This is a genomic window from Gemmatimonadaceae bacterium, from assembly GCA_035606695.1.
Classification (GTDB): Bacteria; Gemmatimonadota; Gemmatimonadetes; order Gemmatimonadales; family Gemmatimonadaceae; genus JAQBQB01.
The window spans coordinates 11,649-27,372 of sequence record DATNEW010000039.1 but is presented as its reverse complement, the minus strand read 5'-3'; the positions used below and the strand labels follow the sequence as shown (position 1 = coordinate 27,372).

Sequence of the window (15,724 nt, the reverse complement as noted above, 5' to 3'; positions counted from 1 at the left end):
TTCGTGCCGGGGCTGTTGGCAGTTATTTCCTCGCGACGACTTCATCGCCATCGCACGCATTCGCCATGTCACGAAGAGACGAACTCGCTCAACTCCTCGCCACACGCTCCGCCATACGCGGGACGTTCACGTTAGCATCCGGACGACAGTCCTCGCTATACATCGACGCGCGAATCACCACCATGAGCCCCGACGGCCTCGCGTTGATCGGGCCGCTCGGATTTACCGCGCTGCATGATGCCGGGTGGCGCGCCGATTCGATCGGCGGCCTCACGATGGGGGCAGACCCGATCGCGTGCGCGGTGAGCTACGCCAGCGCGTCGAGCTCCGCGCCGCTGCGCGCTTTTTCGGTGCGGAAAGAACCGAAGACACACGGCACCGGAAGGCTGATCGAAGGGCCATTCCGCGAAGGCGACCGCGTTGTCGTCGTCGAGGACACAATCACCACCGGCGGATCCGCAAAGAAGGCCATCGACGCGGTCCGTGCCGCGGGCGGCAAGGTCATCGGCGTACTAGCCTTGGTCGATCGCGAAGAAGGTGGTCGCGAGGCGCTAGAGGCTGAGGGTGTCGGCGTCATCGCCCTGGCGCGCGCGTCCGACATCGTGCCGTTGATCCCGGCGTGACCCCGCGCCCGCGATCGTAAACTGACCGCTGGCCTCGTCGCGTTGAAGCGCGACGCCGGTCAGCGCGGCCAACTCACGCAGCGCATCCGCCGCATCGGCGCCTATGCCGCGGTCGGCGCACGTCGTCAATTCCGATGCAATGAGGAATTCAGCATCGCCTGGCGACGCCGCTCGCGCGCCGTTGCAGGCCGACTCGTCCGAGAGATGCGTGCGCACGAGCTGCTCCGACGCGACGGAGTTGCGCTTCGCGATCGCGCGGAAATGTTCGCGCGCGGCATCATCGGGCTCATCGTCCATCAAGAGAATCGCGTTTCGCACGGTACCGATGTTGTTCACAATGTCGTGACGCGCGGCGCGAGCCCGCTTGCGCGCGGCACTCGCGGCGGCGTGCGCGAAACCCGCCGTCGCCGCCGCACGCATGCGAGCGCAACAGTCGTGAATGAGCCGTGCATCAGACACGGCCGAGCGGATCGTCGTGCTCGCGATACTCTCCGCGGTGTCTGCCAATTTCTCGAGCACTATCCCTTCGATCGCATCGTATTCCTGCAGCAGCGCGGCCAGGGACCCTTCGGCCTCGGCCTGTCGTGAGCCGGCGGCTGCAGCCAACACCGACAACCGAACGCGTTCGTTCTGCGATCCACGAGTCGCCGCCCACAGCGCCGCCAGCACCACCGCCCGTTCGAACCGTGCATCGTTGTCCGTCATGTCTACCGCGTAAATGCACCAACTCTGCCAAACGTTTCTTCAGCAGTCGACTCGATGCGAATCGAGGCGTGTGGGCCACGCACCCCAGGTCGGTGCAAGCGGATGCAGCTGTCGCAGCTTGTCGATGTACGGAACGACGAGAACCTCGCGGAACTCTCGCAGCATCGACTCGCCGTCATAGCGTGCGCGAAACTGCACCGCGGTCAGCTGCATCAACGTGCGCACATGACGGCCAAAGCTTTGTGGCGATGAATAGTCGAGATGGTTCGACACGTTCGCGATGGAAAAGCCCGGGTTCTCGAACAAGCGGGCCGCGCGAACCAGTCGCGACGTTGCGAGATAGCGTTTCGGCGGCGGCAGCTTCGCTCGGAAGAACCGGCTCATGAGGGTACTGGGCAGGACGTCGAGGCGCCGCGCCAGCATGCGCACCGTCGTAACGCGCGCCGGCAGCATGAACAGCGCTTCGAAAAACTGCCAGCAGTCGGACGGCACGTTGTTGAGATCGATCGCGAGCTGGCCGATCGCCTCGCGCTGAATGTCGTCGCTGCGACTGCCGAGCAGATAGCCACGAAGCTCGCGCCACCCTTCGGCCTCGCGCACGTCCACGATTTGGCGAACACCCGTCGTGCCGAGCGACAGCATGGCATGCGGCGTCCCGCGATCGAGCTGGGTGAGGAGCGCGACCGTCGGAATGCGCGGAAACTCACGCACCAGCGCGGCGACGGCCGCTCGCGACTGTTGGTCGCATCGCGTGACGGAGACCACGACCGCGTTCGCGCGATTGCTCTTGAGATCCTGCACGAGCTCGGCGACGGTGTCGCGGTGCAGGGTGCGATACGATCCTTCCCCTGCGGCGTCGACGCGAATGCGCTCGGCAGGTGTGAGCATGGTGGCGACGGAGACGGCACAGTGCGTCGCCGGCGAGTGTGGGTGGGTGGTGTGCATGACGAGCCTCGGTCAGCATGGAGACGACAAGGTGGGACCTGCGGCGGTCGCGACTGTGGCGAGAGTAGCGACGCGGCGTCATGCGTTCGTCATGCGTCGAAGCAATGCGATGCCGGATGCGGCGGAACGATTATATTTCGCTGAGATCGCCTACCGGGTAGTCGCGATTAGCGTTCTTGAACGCTGATCGAGGAAAGTCCGGGCTCCATTGGGCGCGCTGCCAGGTAACGCCTGGGCGTCGAGCGGTTTCGGCCGAGCGGCGACGGACAGTGCCACAGAAAAGACACCGCCTACTCACTGGTACGCTTCGGTGACGGCAAGGGTGAAAAGGTGAGGTAAGAGCTCACCGCGCGGCTGGTAACAGACGCGGCAGGGTAAACCCCAGCGGGAGCAAGGCCAAATAGGGAGTGAGAGGTGCCCACCTCGACCAAGACACTCCGGGTAGGCTGCTAGAGGGCGCGGGCGACCGCGCTCCGAGAGGAATGACTACCGGGCGGAAGGTGGTATGCGGAATTCCGAGCGATGGTGCAACGCGCCGGAGCGAGGAACGATCAGCGTAACGCACATTCGCCGCACAGAACCCGGCTTACAGGTTCGCGATCGACGGCGCGCTCTCTCGGGGGCGCGCCGTCTCTTTGCACGTCTCAGGCGTTGTCCGTGGTCAATCCAGATCGTCGGGCGAAGCGGCGCCGCGGCCTCGCTGCTCCATCACGCGCGGGGCCTGCATGAGACCCGGCGCTGGCATCCAGCGGCCGGAGAACACCTGGCGAAGCGCGCGCCAAATGAGGCGCACCATCATCACCAGGCACGCGAGCAACACGACGGCGACGGCGAGCGTGATGATCGGATGCGACCAGATTGCGATGGCGACGGTGCTCACGAGCGCGAGCTCGGTGATGTTCGCGACGCCGTTGGTTACGGGCTCCGGCGACGCGTCGATCGCGTAGCGGAGGCCGAGCTTGGTGGTGTGCGTCGTGATCGCGAGGCCGCCGCCGAGGAGCGCGGCGATGAGGACGATGATGGGGTCGGCGTGCCACGCGGTGGCGGCGGCAAGCACTGCGGCTGCGGGCGGCCGAATGAGGCTGTGCAGCGTTTCCCACGCGGAGGCGACGCCGGGGATGAGCGTCGCGACGAACTCGATGACGTACAGCGCGAGCGCAACGCCGATGACGCCGACATTGCCGAATGCGTCGATCGTGCTTGGAACGTTGTGCACCCACCCGAATCGCACGGCCAAGCCTGTGATGGCAACGGCGGCGTATAGGTTGAGACCGGCCGCGTACGCTAGTCCGAGGCCCTGTACGAGCGTGATCAGACTCAACACTTCGACCGGTCTCCCTTGCTACGCCGGGTCTTCCTCGTTTCGGCGCTTCGCGCTTCTACTCGGAATTCCGCGTAGCTAGCTCCCTTTCGGCGGGAGCGTCGCCGAGCTCAGTCGAGCAGCCGTAGCGGCATGACGATGCAGAGGTACGACGCCGGATCGGCCCAGCCTTCCGGCTCGAGCATCGCGGCGCGCTCGGGCGCCTTGAAGCTCATTCGAACCTCTTCTGTTGGAATGTAGCGCAGAACCTCGAGCAGGTAGTTGGCATTGAAGCCGATATCGAGCGGGTCGCCGGTGTAGCGGATTGCGAGCTCGTCGTTCGCCTCGCCCAAATCCGGAGTTTGCACGCTCAGCTTGAGCATGCCGGCATTGAACGACAACCGGATGCGATGGGTCTGATCGGACGCGATGATCGACATGCGGCGCAGCGCACTGGTCAGCGCAGTGCGGTCCGCGATCGCCACTCGATTGTTGTCCTTCGGAATGACTTGCGGGTACGGCGGGTAGGGTCCTTCGATCAATCGCGTGTACACCGCGGTGAACGGCGAGCGGAAGCCAAGATGATTTTCGCCTCTGGCGATTTCGAGCTCTTCGTCTTCGGGAAACAGCCGGCGGATTTGTTCGAGCGCCTTTGGCGGCACAATGAAGTTGCCCGATGGAGCGCCGCTGGACTTCACGGGCATGTCCATCTTCGCGAGACGATGGCCGTTGGTGGCGACCATGCGCATCACTTCGGGCTCGAGCTCCCAGAGGACGCCGTTAAGAATCGGGCGGCTTTCTTCGGTGGAGACGGCGAACGAGGTGTGCTGAATCAGCTTCTGCAGGTCACCGGAGCGAATGCGCCAGCTTTCGTTGAAGCGCACGTTCGGAAACGCGGGAAATTCGTCGCGCGGAAGTCCGAGAATCTTGAAATGTGAGCGGCCGCAGTCGAGGGTGACACGCTGCTCACCTGCCGCCGCAATGCGTACCGGCGCGGGCGGCAGCTCGCGGGCGATCTCGCTCAATTTTTTTGCGGGGATGGTGATGGCGCCGGCTGATTCGACATCAGCCGCGACTTCTGTCGTGACGGCGATATCGAGATCGGTGCCGGAGAGACGGATTCCTTTTTCCGTCGCTTCGACCATGATATTGGCGAGCACCGGTAGCGTCGTCTTGGCTGGAATGCTCGCGGTGACCGCGGCCAGACCTTCCTGCAACTTTTCCCGGGAGATCGTAAACCGCATCGCGGCTCCTCTAACGTCCTGTGCGTGGTGCGTCGGCGAGTCGAGCATTGGACTTTCGTCCAATTGTGCAAAAACGGCGGGCCCTAGTAGTACCCTAAATAAGAGCTATTAACTAGTAGTCGTAGTAGAGACTGTGGAGGCGTGGAAAACCGCTGGAACTTACACCAGATCAATCAGTTCGCCTATAGGTCCGGCTGTGGATCTCATGTGGGGAAGCAACGTTGTCCAGATGCCGTGCCTCGTGCGGGTGGAGTCGATGAGAAAATCTCAGGAAAACTCCGCAACAACTCTGTACAACTCTGTACAACTCGGTTGACGGTGTGGAAAAAAGAGGCGATGTCGCTCAATCGCGCAGGCTTTCCAACGCCGCCTGAATCTTTCCCATGCGCTGCGCGAACGCCGGATCTTCTTTCATCATCGCGTTGACGCGCTCGAGACTGTGAATGACGGTCGAATGATCGCGTCCGCCGAAGGAGGCGCCGATCTCCACGAGTTGCATGCTGAGGAGCTCGCGCATGAAGTGCATGGCGACCTGGCGCGGGATGGTGAGGTTCTTGGTGCGGGTTTTGGAGCGAAGGCCTTCGGTGGTCACGCCCCACTCCTTCGCCACGGCGGTTTGAATGGCGTAGGTGTTGAGGGCCGGACCGCCAGCGGGAGTTCCATCGGCGGATTTGAGCTTGTCGCGCAGCGCGTCGCGGGCAACGTCGACCGTTATTTCGCGGTGTTTGAGCGATGCGTATGCGAGCAGCTTGATCATCGAGCCCTCGAGCTCGCGCACGCTCGATCGAACATTTTCGGCGATGAAGCGGATGACTTCCTCGGGGATCGTGAGCTCGAGGTGGTCCAGATGTGCCTTCTGGCGCAGGATGGCAATGCGATGCTCGAGGTCGGGGAGCTCGATGTCCGCGACCATGCCCCATTGGAAGCGGGAGACGAGGCGGGCTTCGAGGCCTGGGATTTCGGATGGTGGGCGATCGCTCGTGAGCACGATCTGACGGCCGCCTTCGTACAACGCGTTGAAGGTGTGGAAGAACTCTTCCTGCATTGCTTCCTTGCCTTTGAGGAAGTGGACGTCGTCGACGAGGAGGAGGTCGGTTTCGCGGAAGCGGCGGCGGAAGTCGGCGGTGGTTCGGCTCTGGATGGCGGCGACGAGCTCGTTGGTGAACTGCTCGGTGCCGATGAAGGTGATGCGGGTTTCGGGCTTTCGCTGGACGATCTCGTGGGCGATGGCCTGCATCAGGTGAGTTTTGCCGAGTCCGGTGTCGCCGTAGATGAAGAGGGGGTTGTAGACTTTTCCGGGGGCTTGGGCGCAGGCGTGAGCGGCGGCGGCGGCGAGTTCGTTCGACTTGCCGATAACGAAGTAGTCGAACGTGTATCGATCACTTAGTGGTGGCGAGATGGTGGCGCCACTCTGCGCCGAGTTTTGCTTTTGCGGCGGGGGTGCGACGAAAAGATCCATCTGCGGGCGAGCACGCCGCTCTTCCGTCACACGAAAAATCACCGACAGCGGGTGACCCAACGCAATCGGCGCCAGGCCCGACAAGAGCTCCGCGTGCTTCGACTCGTTCCAGTCCGCGGCGAATTGGTCGGGGCAGCCAACGAGGATCGTCGTCCCTTCCAGCGACAGCGCCTCGGTCGGCTCGAGCCAGGTCTTGAAAGTCTGCTCGGGCAGCTCGTGGCGAGCGCGGTCGAGCAGGCGGCTCCAGGCGTCGTGGGCGGTCAGCGTCATCTCGCGTAGTACTGTGGAAAACGAGGCGGGGGAGCGAAGCTAGAGATGCAATGTGGAAAAAGCAATTGCGATGGGCGGAGGGCGATGGGTGCTGGGCGCAACAACGCGGCTTGGCGAGCGGCGGAATCACAAATCTGACGGCCATGCCAGGCTCGAGCCCAACGCCCACCGCCAACGCCCATCGCCGGTTGCCCTATCTCCCTTCCCTAGATAGCTTTATCGACTGCATTGCAGTTCGAAATTGTTCGCCGTCGCTCGCACGCACCGTTTTTGGAGTCGCTCATGGGTAAGCCGACATATCGTCCCCGGAACAAGCGCCGCATCAAGACGCATGGATTCCGCACACGCATGGAAACCAAGTGGGGACGTGAAGTGCTCAGCCGCCGCCGCAAGAAGGGGCGCAAGCGCCTGACCGTCAAACTGCCAGACAAGTACGCAGGCGCATAACGACGGCTTCGACTTTCCGCGTCAGCACCGGCTCACGCGGGGTCCGGATATTCAGACCGTCATTCGAGAGGGGAAGCGAATTCGGACCGAACATCTCGACGTTCGAGTCCTCGCTTCCCCTCTCGGCATTTCTCGCATTGGCATCGTGGTCCCTCGACACCAACACAGCGCGGTCGATCGGAATCGGCTCAAGCGCCGCCTGCGCGAATGGGCGCGCCTCGCGCTGCTGCCCGCGCTTCGATCGGCGAGCGCGACCGGTGTGTCTACCGACGTCGCCATCCGTGCGCGACGCGAGGCTTACGCCGCCACCATGGAACAACTCGGGACCGACGTTGCTACAGTCGCGACACGATTCGCACCGTCGGCGGAGCATGCGAACGAAACTGGCGGCCCCTCATGATGCGTACGATTCTCGTGGCGATCGTGCGCGGATATCAAGTGACGCTGGGTCCGATGTTGCCGCCATCGTGCCGCTATTATCCAAGCTGCTCCGCCTACGCCATCGAAGCGCTGGAAAAGCATGGCGCGATGCGCGGCGGCTGGCTCGCCATTCGTCGTCTCGCGCGTTGCCATCCGTTTCGCCCGGGTGGATACGACCCAGTGCCGTAGCACGCATCGCATGCATCGCACGCCTAGCACGCCTAGCACCAATCGCATCTCGATAAATGGATAGACGCACTCTGCTCGCACTCGCGTTGATGGCGATCGTCATCGTCGTGACGCCGATTCTCTTCCCGTCCGCACGACGTCCGGTCAAGCCGGATACGTCGGCGCAGCCGTCGACAGCCGCGGAACCGCCGGCCCCAACAAATGCGCCGAGCACCGCGGCAGCCGCCTCGACACCTGCGTCGGCCACGACGGCGACAACGACGGCGACGGTCGGACCCTCGATGAGCGAACCGCGGCCGCAGCGCCCCGTCGACAGCGTCACTGTCCAGGGCGCGCGCACGCAGCAGGTCTACGCCAATCCCGGCGCCGCACCGGCGCGCGTCGAGGTCACGGGGTTCCACAGCTTGAGGCCCGGAAGCAAAGGCGGGACGCTGATCATCGCACCACTGCGCTCCGCACTGCTGCACTATCGCCTCGCACTCGGCGCCGATACGATCGCGCTCGATACGGTGTCGTTCACTTCGGCGACGAGCGGCGCGACGACGACATTTACCTCGAGCTCGCCGGCGATCACGCTCGCGTACACGCCGGTCGGCGACGGGTTGCGCACCGAGGTGCGCGGCACAGTGACGAATGCGCCGCCGGGATCCGCGCTGCTGATCGATCTTCCTTCGACCTTTCGGTCGAACGAAGCGGACACGCTCGACGATCAGCGGCACTTCGCCTTCGGTTACAAGCTGCCGCTTCGCGATCCGACGAGCGTTCCGTTCAGCAAGCTCGACGTGAACACCGTGCGCACCGACACCGGGTCGTTCCAGTGGGTGAATGCGCGCGACAAGTATTGGCTCGTGGCGCTGATGCAGCCCGTCGGCGCGCAAAAACCCGTGGGCGTTTTTCGCGGCCTCGTGATGCGCGGCGGTGTACGCGTTGGTCGAGTGGCGCCGACGGCCTATGCGACGACGAGCTATCCGCTCGCCGCGGGCACTGCCCAGATCGCATTCGACATGTACATCGGGCCGCAGTCGTTTCAGGAGCTGCGTGCGCTCGACAACGATCTCGTGAATGTGAATCCGTACGCCGGCTGGCTCCACGGCATCGTGCAGCCGTTCGCGACGATCGTGATGCGCGTGCTCCTTTGGATGAAGGCCAACTTCCACGTGAACTACGGCTGGGTGCTCGTGCTGTTCGGCGTGGGCATTCGGCTCATCCTGTGGCCGCTCAATCAAAAGGCGATGCGCACGAGCATCGGCATGCAGCGCCTGCAGCCCGAGCTCACGGAGATTCAGAAGAAGTACAAGAACGAGCCCGAGAAGCAGCGCGAAGCGCTCGTCAAGCTGTACGCATCGCACGGCATGAGCCCGCTCAGCCCAATGCTCGGCTGTCTGCCGATGTTGTTGCCGATGCCCGTGCTCTTCGCGCTGTACTTCGTCTTTCAGAACACGATTGAATTCCGCGGCGTGTCGTTCCTGTGGCTGCCGGACATCTCGCTGCGTGATCCGTACTACATCATTCCGCTCGTCATGGGCGCATCGATGTTCCTGCTCTCGTGGATCGGCATGAAGGCTGCGCCGCCGAATCCGCAGGCGAAGGTCATGAGCTACATGATGCCGGCGATGTTTACGATGATGTTCCTGAATTTCGCATCGGGGTTGAATCTGTATTACGCGGTGCAGAACATCGCGGCGCTGCCGCAGCAGATCGTGCTGTCGCGCGAGCGTGCGAAGTCGGGCGTCAAAGCGCCCGATCCCGGACGCGGAAAAAAATGAGATCGGCCGGGTGAAAGTCACCTACATCGGCCACGCCACCCTGCTCCTGGAGCTGGGGGGCGCCACCATTCTCACCGATCCCAACTTCGATCCGAAGCTGGGCCGGCTGCTTCCGCGAGTCTCGGCGCCCGGTATCGCGCTCGACAAGTTGCCGTCGCTCGACGCGCTGCTGCTCACGCACGCGCACGCTGATCACCTGTCGTTCGAGTCGCTCGAGCGATTGTCGCGAAAGATTCCGCTCTTCGCGCCGCCGGTGATCGCGAAATGGCTTCGCCGTCTGGGGTTCGATCACGCCGTCGATATCGCGCCGGGTGGCTCGGTGCGCGTGAAGGACGTCGAAATTCACGCGGCGAGCGCCACACATCGCGGCAATCGTTACGGCTTCGACCGCTGGCGCAGCGACGCGAACATGTATTTGCTCGACGCCGGCGAAACGATCTTCTTCGCCGGCGACACGGCGTTGGTCGAAGATACACATCATCTGGTCGAGCGCGTGCTGTGGAAGAACGGGCGCGAGCTCGATCTCGCGCTCCTGCCGATCGGGTACGCGCCTTGGTGGAAGCCGGGATTTCGAAAGGGTCATCTGACGCACGAAGACGCGCTCACACTCTTCGAGCGTCTTCGTGCGAAAACGCTCGTGCCCTACCACTGGGGCACCTTCCGCCACGTGACGGCGACCGCGCACGACGCCATTCGCCGCCTGCGCGCGCGATTGGCGACGCACCACCTTGCGACCGCGGTCAAGATCATCGAGCCGGGTGAATCGCTGAGCATCGGCGCCGCCTGAACGGCCCGCGCATGTCCGCCATCGTCACCGACAACCCGTTCGATCTCTCCGACACGATCGTCGCCAACGCGACGGCGAGCGGCCGCGGCGCACTCGCGGTGATTCGCGTTTCCGGAAGGCGTGCGCACGACATCGCGCGCAACGCCGTCGAGCGGTGGCCGAACCTGCCACGCATCGCGACGCTCTCGCGAGTTCACGGCGCCGACGGCGTTCTCCTCGACGAGTCGATCGTCATTCGCTACGACGCACCGGCCTCGTTCACCGGCGAAGATGCTGTGGAAATCATCACCCACGGCGGATTGCTCGTGCCCGTGACGATCACGGGAGCGCTGATCGCACGCGGCGCTCGACTCGCGCGAGCCGGTGAATTCACGCGCCGCGCGTTGTTGAACGGCAAGCTCGACTTGCTGCAGGCGGAAGCGGTTGGTGATCTGATCTCGGCGACGTCGCGCGCGGCGCAGCAGGTGGCGCTCACGCAACTCGATGGTGGTTTGAGCCGGCGCATTCTGGCGCTGCGCGACGAGCTGGTCGGGCTCGAGGCGCTGATCGCGTACGACATCGATTTTCCTGAGGAAGACGACGGTCCTATTGCGCCGGCGCGCATAATCGCGGCAACCGATCGCGTCGTCGACGCATTGACCCGCTTGGCCGCGACCGTGCACACCGGTGAGCTCGTGCGCGAGGGAGCGCTCGTGGTTCTCGCCGGCGCGCCGAACGTCGGCAAGTCCTCGCTGTTCAACGCACTCCTCGGCGAACGGCGGGCGATCGTGACCGATGTTCCCGGCACGACGCGCGATGCGATCGAGGCGGTCATCGACACGCCGCGCTTGCCGCTGCGGCTCGTCGATACGGCAGGCATGCGCGAGGCGGTGGATCCGGTGGAGCGTCTCGGCGTCGAAGTCAGCACCTCATACATCGCGCGCGCGGCGGTGGTGCTGGCTTGCGGAGACGACGAGCAGTCGCTGCGCGACATCCAACGAGCGCTTGCCGAGCGAACTGAGCGCGACGATACGCCGGTCGTGATGGTTCGCACGAAAAGCGATCTCTTGCGCCCGGGCGAGACGATCGGCGGCGGATACGAAATCGGCGAGCGCCCGTTGGTCGCGGTTAGCGCCGAAACCGGCGAAGGTTTGACCGAGCTGATCGACGTCGCCGCGTCGCTTGCCGCGCACGGGGCAGAGACCGCTACGCCGGATGCACCGATCCTGACGAACGAACGTCACGCGTTTGCGATTCGTGCGGCGCTCGACGAAGTACGCGCGTTTCGCGATCGGTGGACGAACGATGACGTGCCCGCGCCGGTTGCGGCGGTTCACCTGCGCGCGGCGGTCGGTGCGTTAGAAGATTTGATTGGCGTCGTCGACGTCGAGGACGTGCTCGACGAAGTCTTTCGGAGGTTCTGTGTCGGGAAATGACGCGAGGCCGCGCTAGGCGGTCATTGCCGCCATGTGGCCGAGTGCGGTGATTTCGCGCGCGTTGGCGCGGAGAGCCCAGGCCAGTCCGTTCGCCGCGATCGCCGGCTCACACATGCGCGCGCCCAGGTAATACCCGGCGCGTTCGGGCAAGACGTAATGATCGACGGTGCGCGCCTCGTCGCTCATGCCGCCCGACAGATAGCGAAGGCGCAGGCCCAAGCCTGACTGATCGAGATCCGGCGAGATCGCTTTCGACATCACCGACTCGAGCTGCCTGACGTCGGCGTACTGCCGACGCTCGTACCCGAAGTATTCCCACGCCGCGTGTCCGGGGCTGATCGTGCGCGCGACGTTCACCGCGAGCCCTTCGTTGACCAGCAGCTCGCGTAGCGTGGCCCGCCGGCCGGTGTCCCAGTACGAGTAGTAACCGGCAGCCTGCTCGATGATCTCCTTCATCTCGCTGCGGCTCGTCGGCGACGTGTAGCGCACGACGTGCGCAATCTCGTGCGCGAGCCACAGAGGAACGAGCTCCGGATCGAGGCCCAAGCCTTCGGTCTGTGGATTGGTTTGTCCGGTGAAGTGCTCGAGGCAGACGAACGCGATGCCGCGGCCGTCGACGACGAGCTCACCCGCGTTCGCGGCGCCGACGCCGACCATGATCACGACGTCGACGTCACAATCCATCGCAAGCAATTCCCGGCACTGCTGCTCGGTGTTGCGCGCGAGCGATACGATGTCCGTGCGCTCGAGCATGGTACGCAGATCCGCGCGATTCGCGTTGACAGTCGAGCGCGCGATGTCCGTGAAATGCGGACTGTCGGGATCGATGACGTAGTTGTGCCAGTACGACTCGAGGAGCTTGCGGTGGCTGGCGAAGTAGCGCTGGTAGGCGGCGAGTCGGTCGGTGCTATCGAGAACGGTGAAGAAGTCTGGCAGCAGGTTGATCAGCATCTCGACCGGGCGCGGGGAGGGCGTCGCGACACGAATTCCGTGTTACTCGGACGCGCGAATGATAGTAAGCGGCTGATACCCCAACAAGTAGAACATGCGACCAAACGACGACTCATTCGGCAAATGGCACAGTTTTTCCCTTCTACGTCATTCCGGGAGGCGGGGATAGCGGAAGTGGAAGAGGAGATGCACCGATGACGACGCTACAGCAAGTTGAACTCCAGTGCCCCATTTGCGAGACGCGATTCCGCTCGCAGACGGTGGTGTCGACGAATTCGTTCGGTGGTAAGCGCACCGACTTTCATGAGCGCGCGGCCGGCACGCAGCCGCTGCCCTATCTCATTCACACGTGCAATCGCTGCGGCTATTCGGGCTCCGATCGCGACTTCACGGATGAGACTGAAGTCTCCACGGGGCTGAAGGAGCGCGTGTGGAATGAGCTCGCGCCGTGTGTGACGTGCGGCACACTCACGGGCTCCGAGAAGTACGAAGCCGCCGCGAAGGTCGCGGAGTGGCAGGGGATGGAAGCGCGACATGTCGCGGATCTGCTGCTGCGCGCCGCGTGGTGCTGTGTGGATGAAGGGGACATCGAAGCGGAGCGGTTCTTCCGGCGGAAGGCCGGCTGGAAATTCGAAGAGGCGCTCGGAAGCTTCGACGGGGTGGCGCGCGACGAGCGAGCGGTGCTGACGTATCTCGTCGGCGAACTGTGGAGGCGAGTGGGGGACACGAAGCTCGCAAGCGCCTGGTTCAATCGGGTGGTCTCCGAAATCGTGGATCCGCAGACGCAGCAGTGGGTCATCGACGCGGCGCGACAGCAGCGGGATTGTCCGCGGGAGTGGTTCGGGTAGGGCTGGGCGGTGGGCGCTGGGCGTTGGGCGAAACGGCAAAGGCGACGGAGAAGATTCCGTCGCCTTTTGATTTCACGCCCACCGCCCAGCGCCCATCGCTCACCGCGTTCCGAACAACCGGTCTCCCGCGTCGCCGAGTCCCGGCAGTATGTACCCATGCTCGTTCAACTCGCGGTCCAACGCCGCGCAGTAGATCATCACGTCGGGATGCACACCGGCCAGCCGCTTCACTCCTTCGGGTGCCGCGACCAGACACATGAAGCGAATGCGCGTCGCGCCCGCGCGCTTGAGTGAGCTCACCGCGGCGGCGGCGCTGCCGCCAGTCGCCAGCATCGGGTCGAGCACAAAGAAATCGCGCTCGGATGCATCGCTCGGCACCTTGAAGTAGTAGTCCACCGGCTCGAGCGTGTCATGATCTCGATAGAGACCAATGTGCCCCACGCGCGCACCAGGCATGATGCGATACACGCCTTCGACCATCCCGAGACCGGCGCGAAGAATGGGAACGAGCGTGAGCTTCTTGCCGCTGACGCGATGTCCAACCGTTCGCTCGAGCGGCGTCTCGACCACCGCGTCTTCGACCGCGAGATCGCTCGTCGCCTCGTACGCCATGAGCATCGCGATCTCGTCGACGAGCTCCTTGAAGATCTTGGTCGGCGTCTCGCGATCGCGCAGAATGCTCAGCTTGTGCTGCACGAGCGGGTGCGAGACGATGCGCAGGGTCGGAAATGCGGGGGTGGTGTCCATGGCGCGCAAACTACTAATTTCGCGACCATGACAGAATCCCACGCATCCGGCGGTACGATGTCGCTGGCGCCGGTGTAGGCGCCGCGCCGCGCGGATGCGTCCACGACGACGAGCGAACTGGTGGCAGCTTGGCTGGTTGCTGGGCGCGCTCATGGTGGGCGCGTGGGTCGTATCGCTGGCCGGCGTCATCGTCTGGGAGCGCCGCGACGCCGCGCAGCCTTCGTCGGCGATCGTCGTCCTCGGCGCGGCGCAGTATGTTGGCCGGCCGTCGCCGGTGTTGCGTGCGCGGCTGGATCACGCGATCGATTTGTGGCGTCGCGGCCTGGCACCGAAGATCATCTTCACCGGCGGCTTCGGCGATCGCGATACGACGAGTGAGGCGGCGGTCGGCCAGCGCTACGCGATAGAGCATGGTGTGCCGGCGCGCGCGATCATGATCGAGAATTCCGGCCGAACGACGTCGGCATCGCTCGAACATGTCGCGTCACTCATGGACGCCGAGCCCACGCGCGACGTCATCCTCGTGAGTGATCCGTTCCACATGCTGCGCCTATCGATTCTCGCGCGCCGGTTGGGACTCATTCCGCACACATCGCCGACGCGAACCAGCCCCATCTCGATGAATCGCCGCGAAGCGTGGAAGTACACGCTGGCCGAATCGATCAAGGTGCCGATCGCGTTTCTGCTGCAGCGTCGGGAGCCGTAGCGCCGGGACCCGTAGCGCCGGGACCCGTAGCGCCGGGACCCGTAGCGCCGGCGACCTCGCCGCGTATCGCACGAGCCAGCCATTCCCAGTAGGCCCCTCCACCAACACCGGCGACATCGTTGTGTCCAGCGCCGTGCACGATCAACAACTCGCCCGGGCACGCGGCCGCGGCAAACACTTCGCGGCCCATGCGCACGGGGATGATGAGGTCGGCGTCGCCGTGCGCGACGTACACCGGCGCGCAAAGACCGCGGACGCGCGCAATTGTATCGAAGTGTACGCGAGATACGGCACCCCAAAACAGCGTCAATCCAGGAAGAAACATGCGTGCCGCCATGTCGCGCGCCGTCGAGAATGGGCTCTGCAACACGAGGGAATGCGGCATCTCGACCGCGGCAAGCTCTGCCGCGATCGCGCTGCCGAGCGAGTGGCCGAAGAAAACCATGCGGGACGGGGGAACGCCGAGCGTCTCGCGGGCGTAGTCGAATGCGGCGCGTGCATCGACGGCGGACGTGGCGTACGAGGGAAATGGCCGGAGGCCGTCGTATCCACGGTACTCGGGAAGAATGACGCACGCGCCGGTGCGGCGGGCGACCTCGGTCGCCCACGGCACGAACCAGCGCGCGAGATCGGCATTGCCGTGAAACGCGAGTAGTACGGTGCGCGCGGAACGACAATCACCGACGACGTAGGCGAATAAGGAAACGCCGTCCGACGCGCGGTAGTCCACGCGCGTCGCGTCGACATGTGTTTCAGGCGGGTGCGCCGGCGGCTGAAACACGATGCGCTCCTGGATTCGCCAGAGCATCGCGAGCAGTCCAACGTACAGCAGCATCAAGCCGCAGGCGACGAGAACGAGAACGGAGGTCACGCGTGTTCGAGCCGATGTCCTGGCGACAGGG

16 protein-coding genes and 1 other RNA gene are annotated in these 15,724 nt (G+C 64.2%); 9 read left to right on the top strand and 8 right to left on the bottom strand.

All coding sequences use genetic code 11. The features are described 5' to 3' along the window. The first annotated feature begins 65 nt into the window (after window positions 1–65). A complete protein-coding gene (pyrE, locus tag VN706_20830) occupies window positions 66–623 on the top strand; it encodes an orotate phosphoribosyltransferase (protein ID HXT18087.1) in 558 nt (185 codons plus the stop codon). Here pyrE and VN706_20825 read toward each other — a convergent pair. Both VN706_20825 and VN706_20820 read right to left on the bottom strand, forming a co-directional pair. Next, window positions 552–1,328: a hypothetical protein gene (locus tag VN706_20825; GenBank protein ID HXT18086.1), complete on the bottom strand. Its 777-nt coding sequence runs from the start codon at window positions 1,326–1,328 to the stop codon at window positions 552–554. The genes pyrE and VN706_20825 overlap by 72 nt on opposite strands. A 39-nt stretch (window positions 1,329–1,367) precedes the next feature. After that, window positions 1,368–2,273 carry a helix-turn-helix domain-containing protein gene (locus tag VN706_20820; GenBank protein HXT18085.1) on the bottom strand — a complete coding sequence of 302 codons (906 nt, stop codon included), beginning with the start codon at window positions 2,271–2,273 and terminating at the stop codon, window positions 1,368–1,370. Between the two features lie 145 nt (window positions 2,274–2,418). Here VN706_20820 and rnpB point away from each other — a divergent pair. Next, window positions 2,419–2,878, top strand: an RNA gene (rnpB, locus tag VN706_20815) — RNase P RNA component class A. Window positions 2,879–2,934: 56 nt separating this feature from the next. Here the strand turns inward: rnpB and VN706_20810 are convergent. The 3 genes from VN706_20810 to dnaA all read right to left on the bottom strand — a co-directional run bounded on the left by VN706_20810 (window position 2,935) and on the right by dnaA (window position 6,546). Continuing rightward, a complete protein-coding gene (locus VN706_20810; protein ID HXT18084.1) occupies window positions 2,935–3,597 on the bottom strand; it encodes a DUF4126 domain-containing protein in 663 nt (220 codons plus the stop codon). 107 nt (window positions 3,598–3,704) lie between these two features. Continuing rightward, window positions 3,705–4,817, bottom strand: coding sequence for a DNA polymerase III subunit beta (gene dnaN / locus VN706_20805; protein HXT18083.1), 1,113 nt, complete (start codon window positions 4,815–4,817; stop codon window positions 3,705–3,707). Window positions 4,818–5,160: 343 nt separating this feature from the next. After that, window positions 5,161–6,546 carry a chromosomal replication initiator protein DnaA gene (gene dnaA / locus VN706_20800; GenBank protein HXT18082.1) on the bottom strand — a complete coding sequence of 462 codons (1,386 nt, stop codon included), beginning with the start codon at window positions 6,544–6,546 and terminating at the stop codon, window positions 5,161–5,163. 282 nt (window positions 6,547–6,828) lie between these two features. Between dnaA and rpmH the strand changes: the two genes are divergently transcribed. The 5 genes from rpmH (at window position 6,829) to mnmE (ending at window position 11,570) form a co-directional block, all read left to right on the top strand. Beyond that, the gene (gene rpmH / locus VN706_20795; protein ID HXT18081.1) at window positions 6,829–6,993 is read left to right on the top strand and encodes a 50S ribosomal protein L34; all 165 of its coding nucleotides are present in this window, start codon (window positions 6,829–6,831) and stop codon (window positions 6,991–6,993) included. Window positions 6,994–7,389: 396 nt separating this feature from the next. After that, entirely contained in the window at window positions 7,390–7,602 is a 213-nt protein-coding gene (yidD, locus tag VN706_20790) for a membrane protein insertion efficiency factor YidD (protein HXT18080.1), read from the top strand. Between the two features lie 56 nt (window positions 7,603–7,658). Continuing rightward, entirely contained in the window at window positions 7,659–9,368 is a 1,710-nt protein-coding gene (locus VN706_20785) for a YidC/Oxa1 family insertase periplasmic-domain containing protein (GenBank protein HXT18079.1), read from the top strand. Between the two features lie 10 nt (window positions 9,369–9,378). Next, on the top strand, window positions 9,379–10,155 hold the full coding sequence (locus VN706_20780; protein HXT18078.1) for an MBL fold metallo-hydrolase: 777 nt from the start codon (window positions 9,379–9,381) through the stop codon (window positions 10,153–10,155). Between the two features lie 11 nt (window positions 10,156–10,166). Beyond that, a complete protein-coding gene (mnmE, locus tag VN706_20775; protein ID HXT18077.1) occupies window positions 10,167–11,570 on the top strand; it encodes a tRNA uridine-5-carboxymethylaminomethyl(34) synthesis GTPase MnmE in 1,404 nt (467 codons plus the stop codon). A gap of 12 nt (window positions 11,571–11,582) precedes the next feature. On the opposite strand, the gene VN706_20770 is transcribed toward mnmE, so the two are convergent. Further along, window positions 11,583–12,521, bottom strand: coding sequence for a DUF2268 domain-containing putative Zn-dependent protease (locus VN706_20770; protein HXT18076.1), 939 nt, complete (start codon window positions 12,519–12,521; stop codon window positions 11,583–11,585). Between the two features lie 194 nt (window positions 12,522–12,715). Here VN706_20770 and VN706_20765 point away from each other — a divergent pair, with 194 nt between their 5' ends. Continuing rightward, complete coding sequence (locus tag VN706_20765) at window positions 12,716–13,369, top strand: DUF2225 domain-containing protein (GenBank protein HXT18075.1); 654 nt, start codon at window positions 12,716–12,718, stop codon at window positions 13,367–13,369. A gap of 99 nt (window positions 13,370–13,468) precedes the next feature. Here the strand turns inward: VN706_20765 and upp are convergent, their stop codons facing one another. Next, window positions 13,469–14,116, bottom strand: coding sequence for a uracil phosphoribosyltransferase (gene upp / locus VN706_20760; GenBank protein ID HXT18074.1), 648 nt, complete (start codon window positions 14,114–14,116; stop codon window positions 13,469–13,471). A 94-nt stretch (window positions 14,117–14,210) separates the two neighbouring features. Here upp and VN706_20755 point away from each other — a divergent pair, with 94 nt between their 5' ends. Further along, window positions 14,211–14,822 carry a YdcF family protein gene (locus VN706_20755; protein ID HXT18073.1) on the top strand — a complete coding sequence of 204 codons (612 nt, stop codon included), beginning with the start codon at window positions 14,211–14,213 and terminating at the stop codon, window positions 14,820–14,822. On the opposite strand, the gene VN706_20750 is transcribed toward VN706_20755, so the two are convergent. Continuing rightward, window positions 14,779–15,693 carry an alpha/beta hydrolase gene (locus tag VN706_20750; GenBank protein ID HXT18072.1) on the bottom strand — a complete coding sequence of 305 codons (915 nt, stop codon included), beginning with the start codon at window positions 15,691–15,693 and terminating at the stop codon, window positions 14,779–14,781. The two genes, VN706_20755 and VN706_20750, sit on opposite strands and share 44 nt — an antisense overlap. Window positions 15,694–15,724: the final 31 nt, after the last annotated feature.

Coding starts and splice junctions, on each gene's coding strand:
- pyrE (HXT18087.1), top strand. CDS start 66: ATGTCACGAAGAGACGAACTCGCTCAACTCCTCGCCACACGCTCCGCC.
- VN706_20825 (HXT18086.1), bottom strand. CDS start 1,328: ATGACGGACAACGATGCACGGTTCGAACGGGCGGTGGTGCTGGCGGCG.
- VN706_20820 (HXT18085.1), bottom strand. CDS start 2,273: ATGCACACCACCCACCCACACTCGCCGGCGACGCACTGTGCCGTCTCC.
- dnaN (HXT18083.1), bottom strand. CDS start 4,817: ATGCGGTTTACGATCTCCCGGGAAAAGTTGCAGGAAGGTCTGGCCGCG.
- dnaA (HXT18082.1), bottom strand. CDS start 6,546: ATGACGCTGACCGCCCACGACGCCTGGAGCCGCCTGCTCGACCGCGCT.
- rpmH (HXT18081.1), top strand. CDS start 6,829: ATGGGTAAGCCGACATATCGTCCCCGGAACAAGCGCCGCATCAAGACG.
- yidD (HXT18080.1), top strand. CDS start 7,390: ATGATGCGTACGATTCTCGTGGCGATCGTGCGCGGATATCAAGTGACG.
- VN706_20785 (HXT18079.1), top strand. CDS start 7,659: ATGGATAGACGCACTCTGCTCGCACTCGCGTTGATGGCGATCGTCATC.
- mnmE (HXT18077.1), top strand. CDS start 10,167: ATGTCCGCCATCGTCACCGACAACCCGTTCGATCTCTCCGACACGATC.
- VN706_20770 (HXT18076.1), bottom strand. CDS start 12,521: ATGCTGATCAACCTGCTGCCAGACTTCTTCACCGTTCTCGATAGCACC.
- VN706_20765 (HXT18075.1), top strand. CDS start 12,716: ATGACGACGCTACAGCAAGTTGAACTCCAGTGCCCCATTTGCGAGACG.
- upp (HXT18074.1), bottom strand. CDS start 14,116: ATGGACACCACCCCCGCATTTCCGACCCTGCGCATCGTCTCGCACCCG.
- VN706_20755 (HXT18073.1), top strand. CDS start 14,211: ATGCGTCCACGACGACGAGCGAACTGGTGGCAGCTTGGCTGGTTGCTG.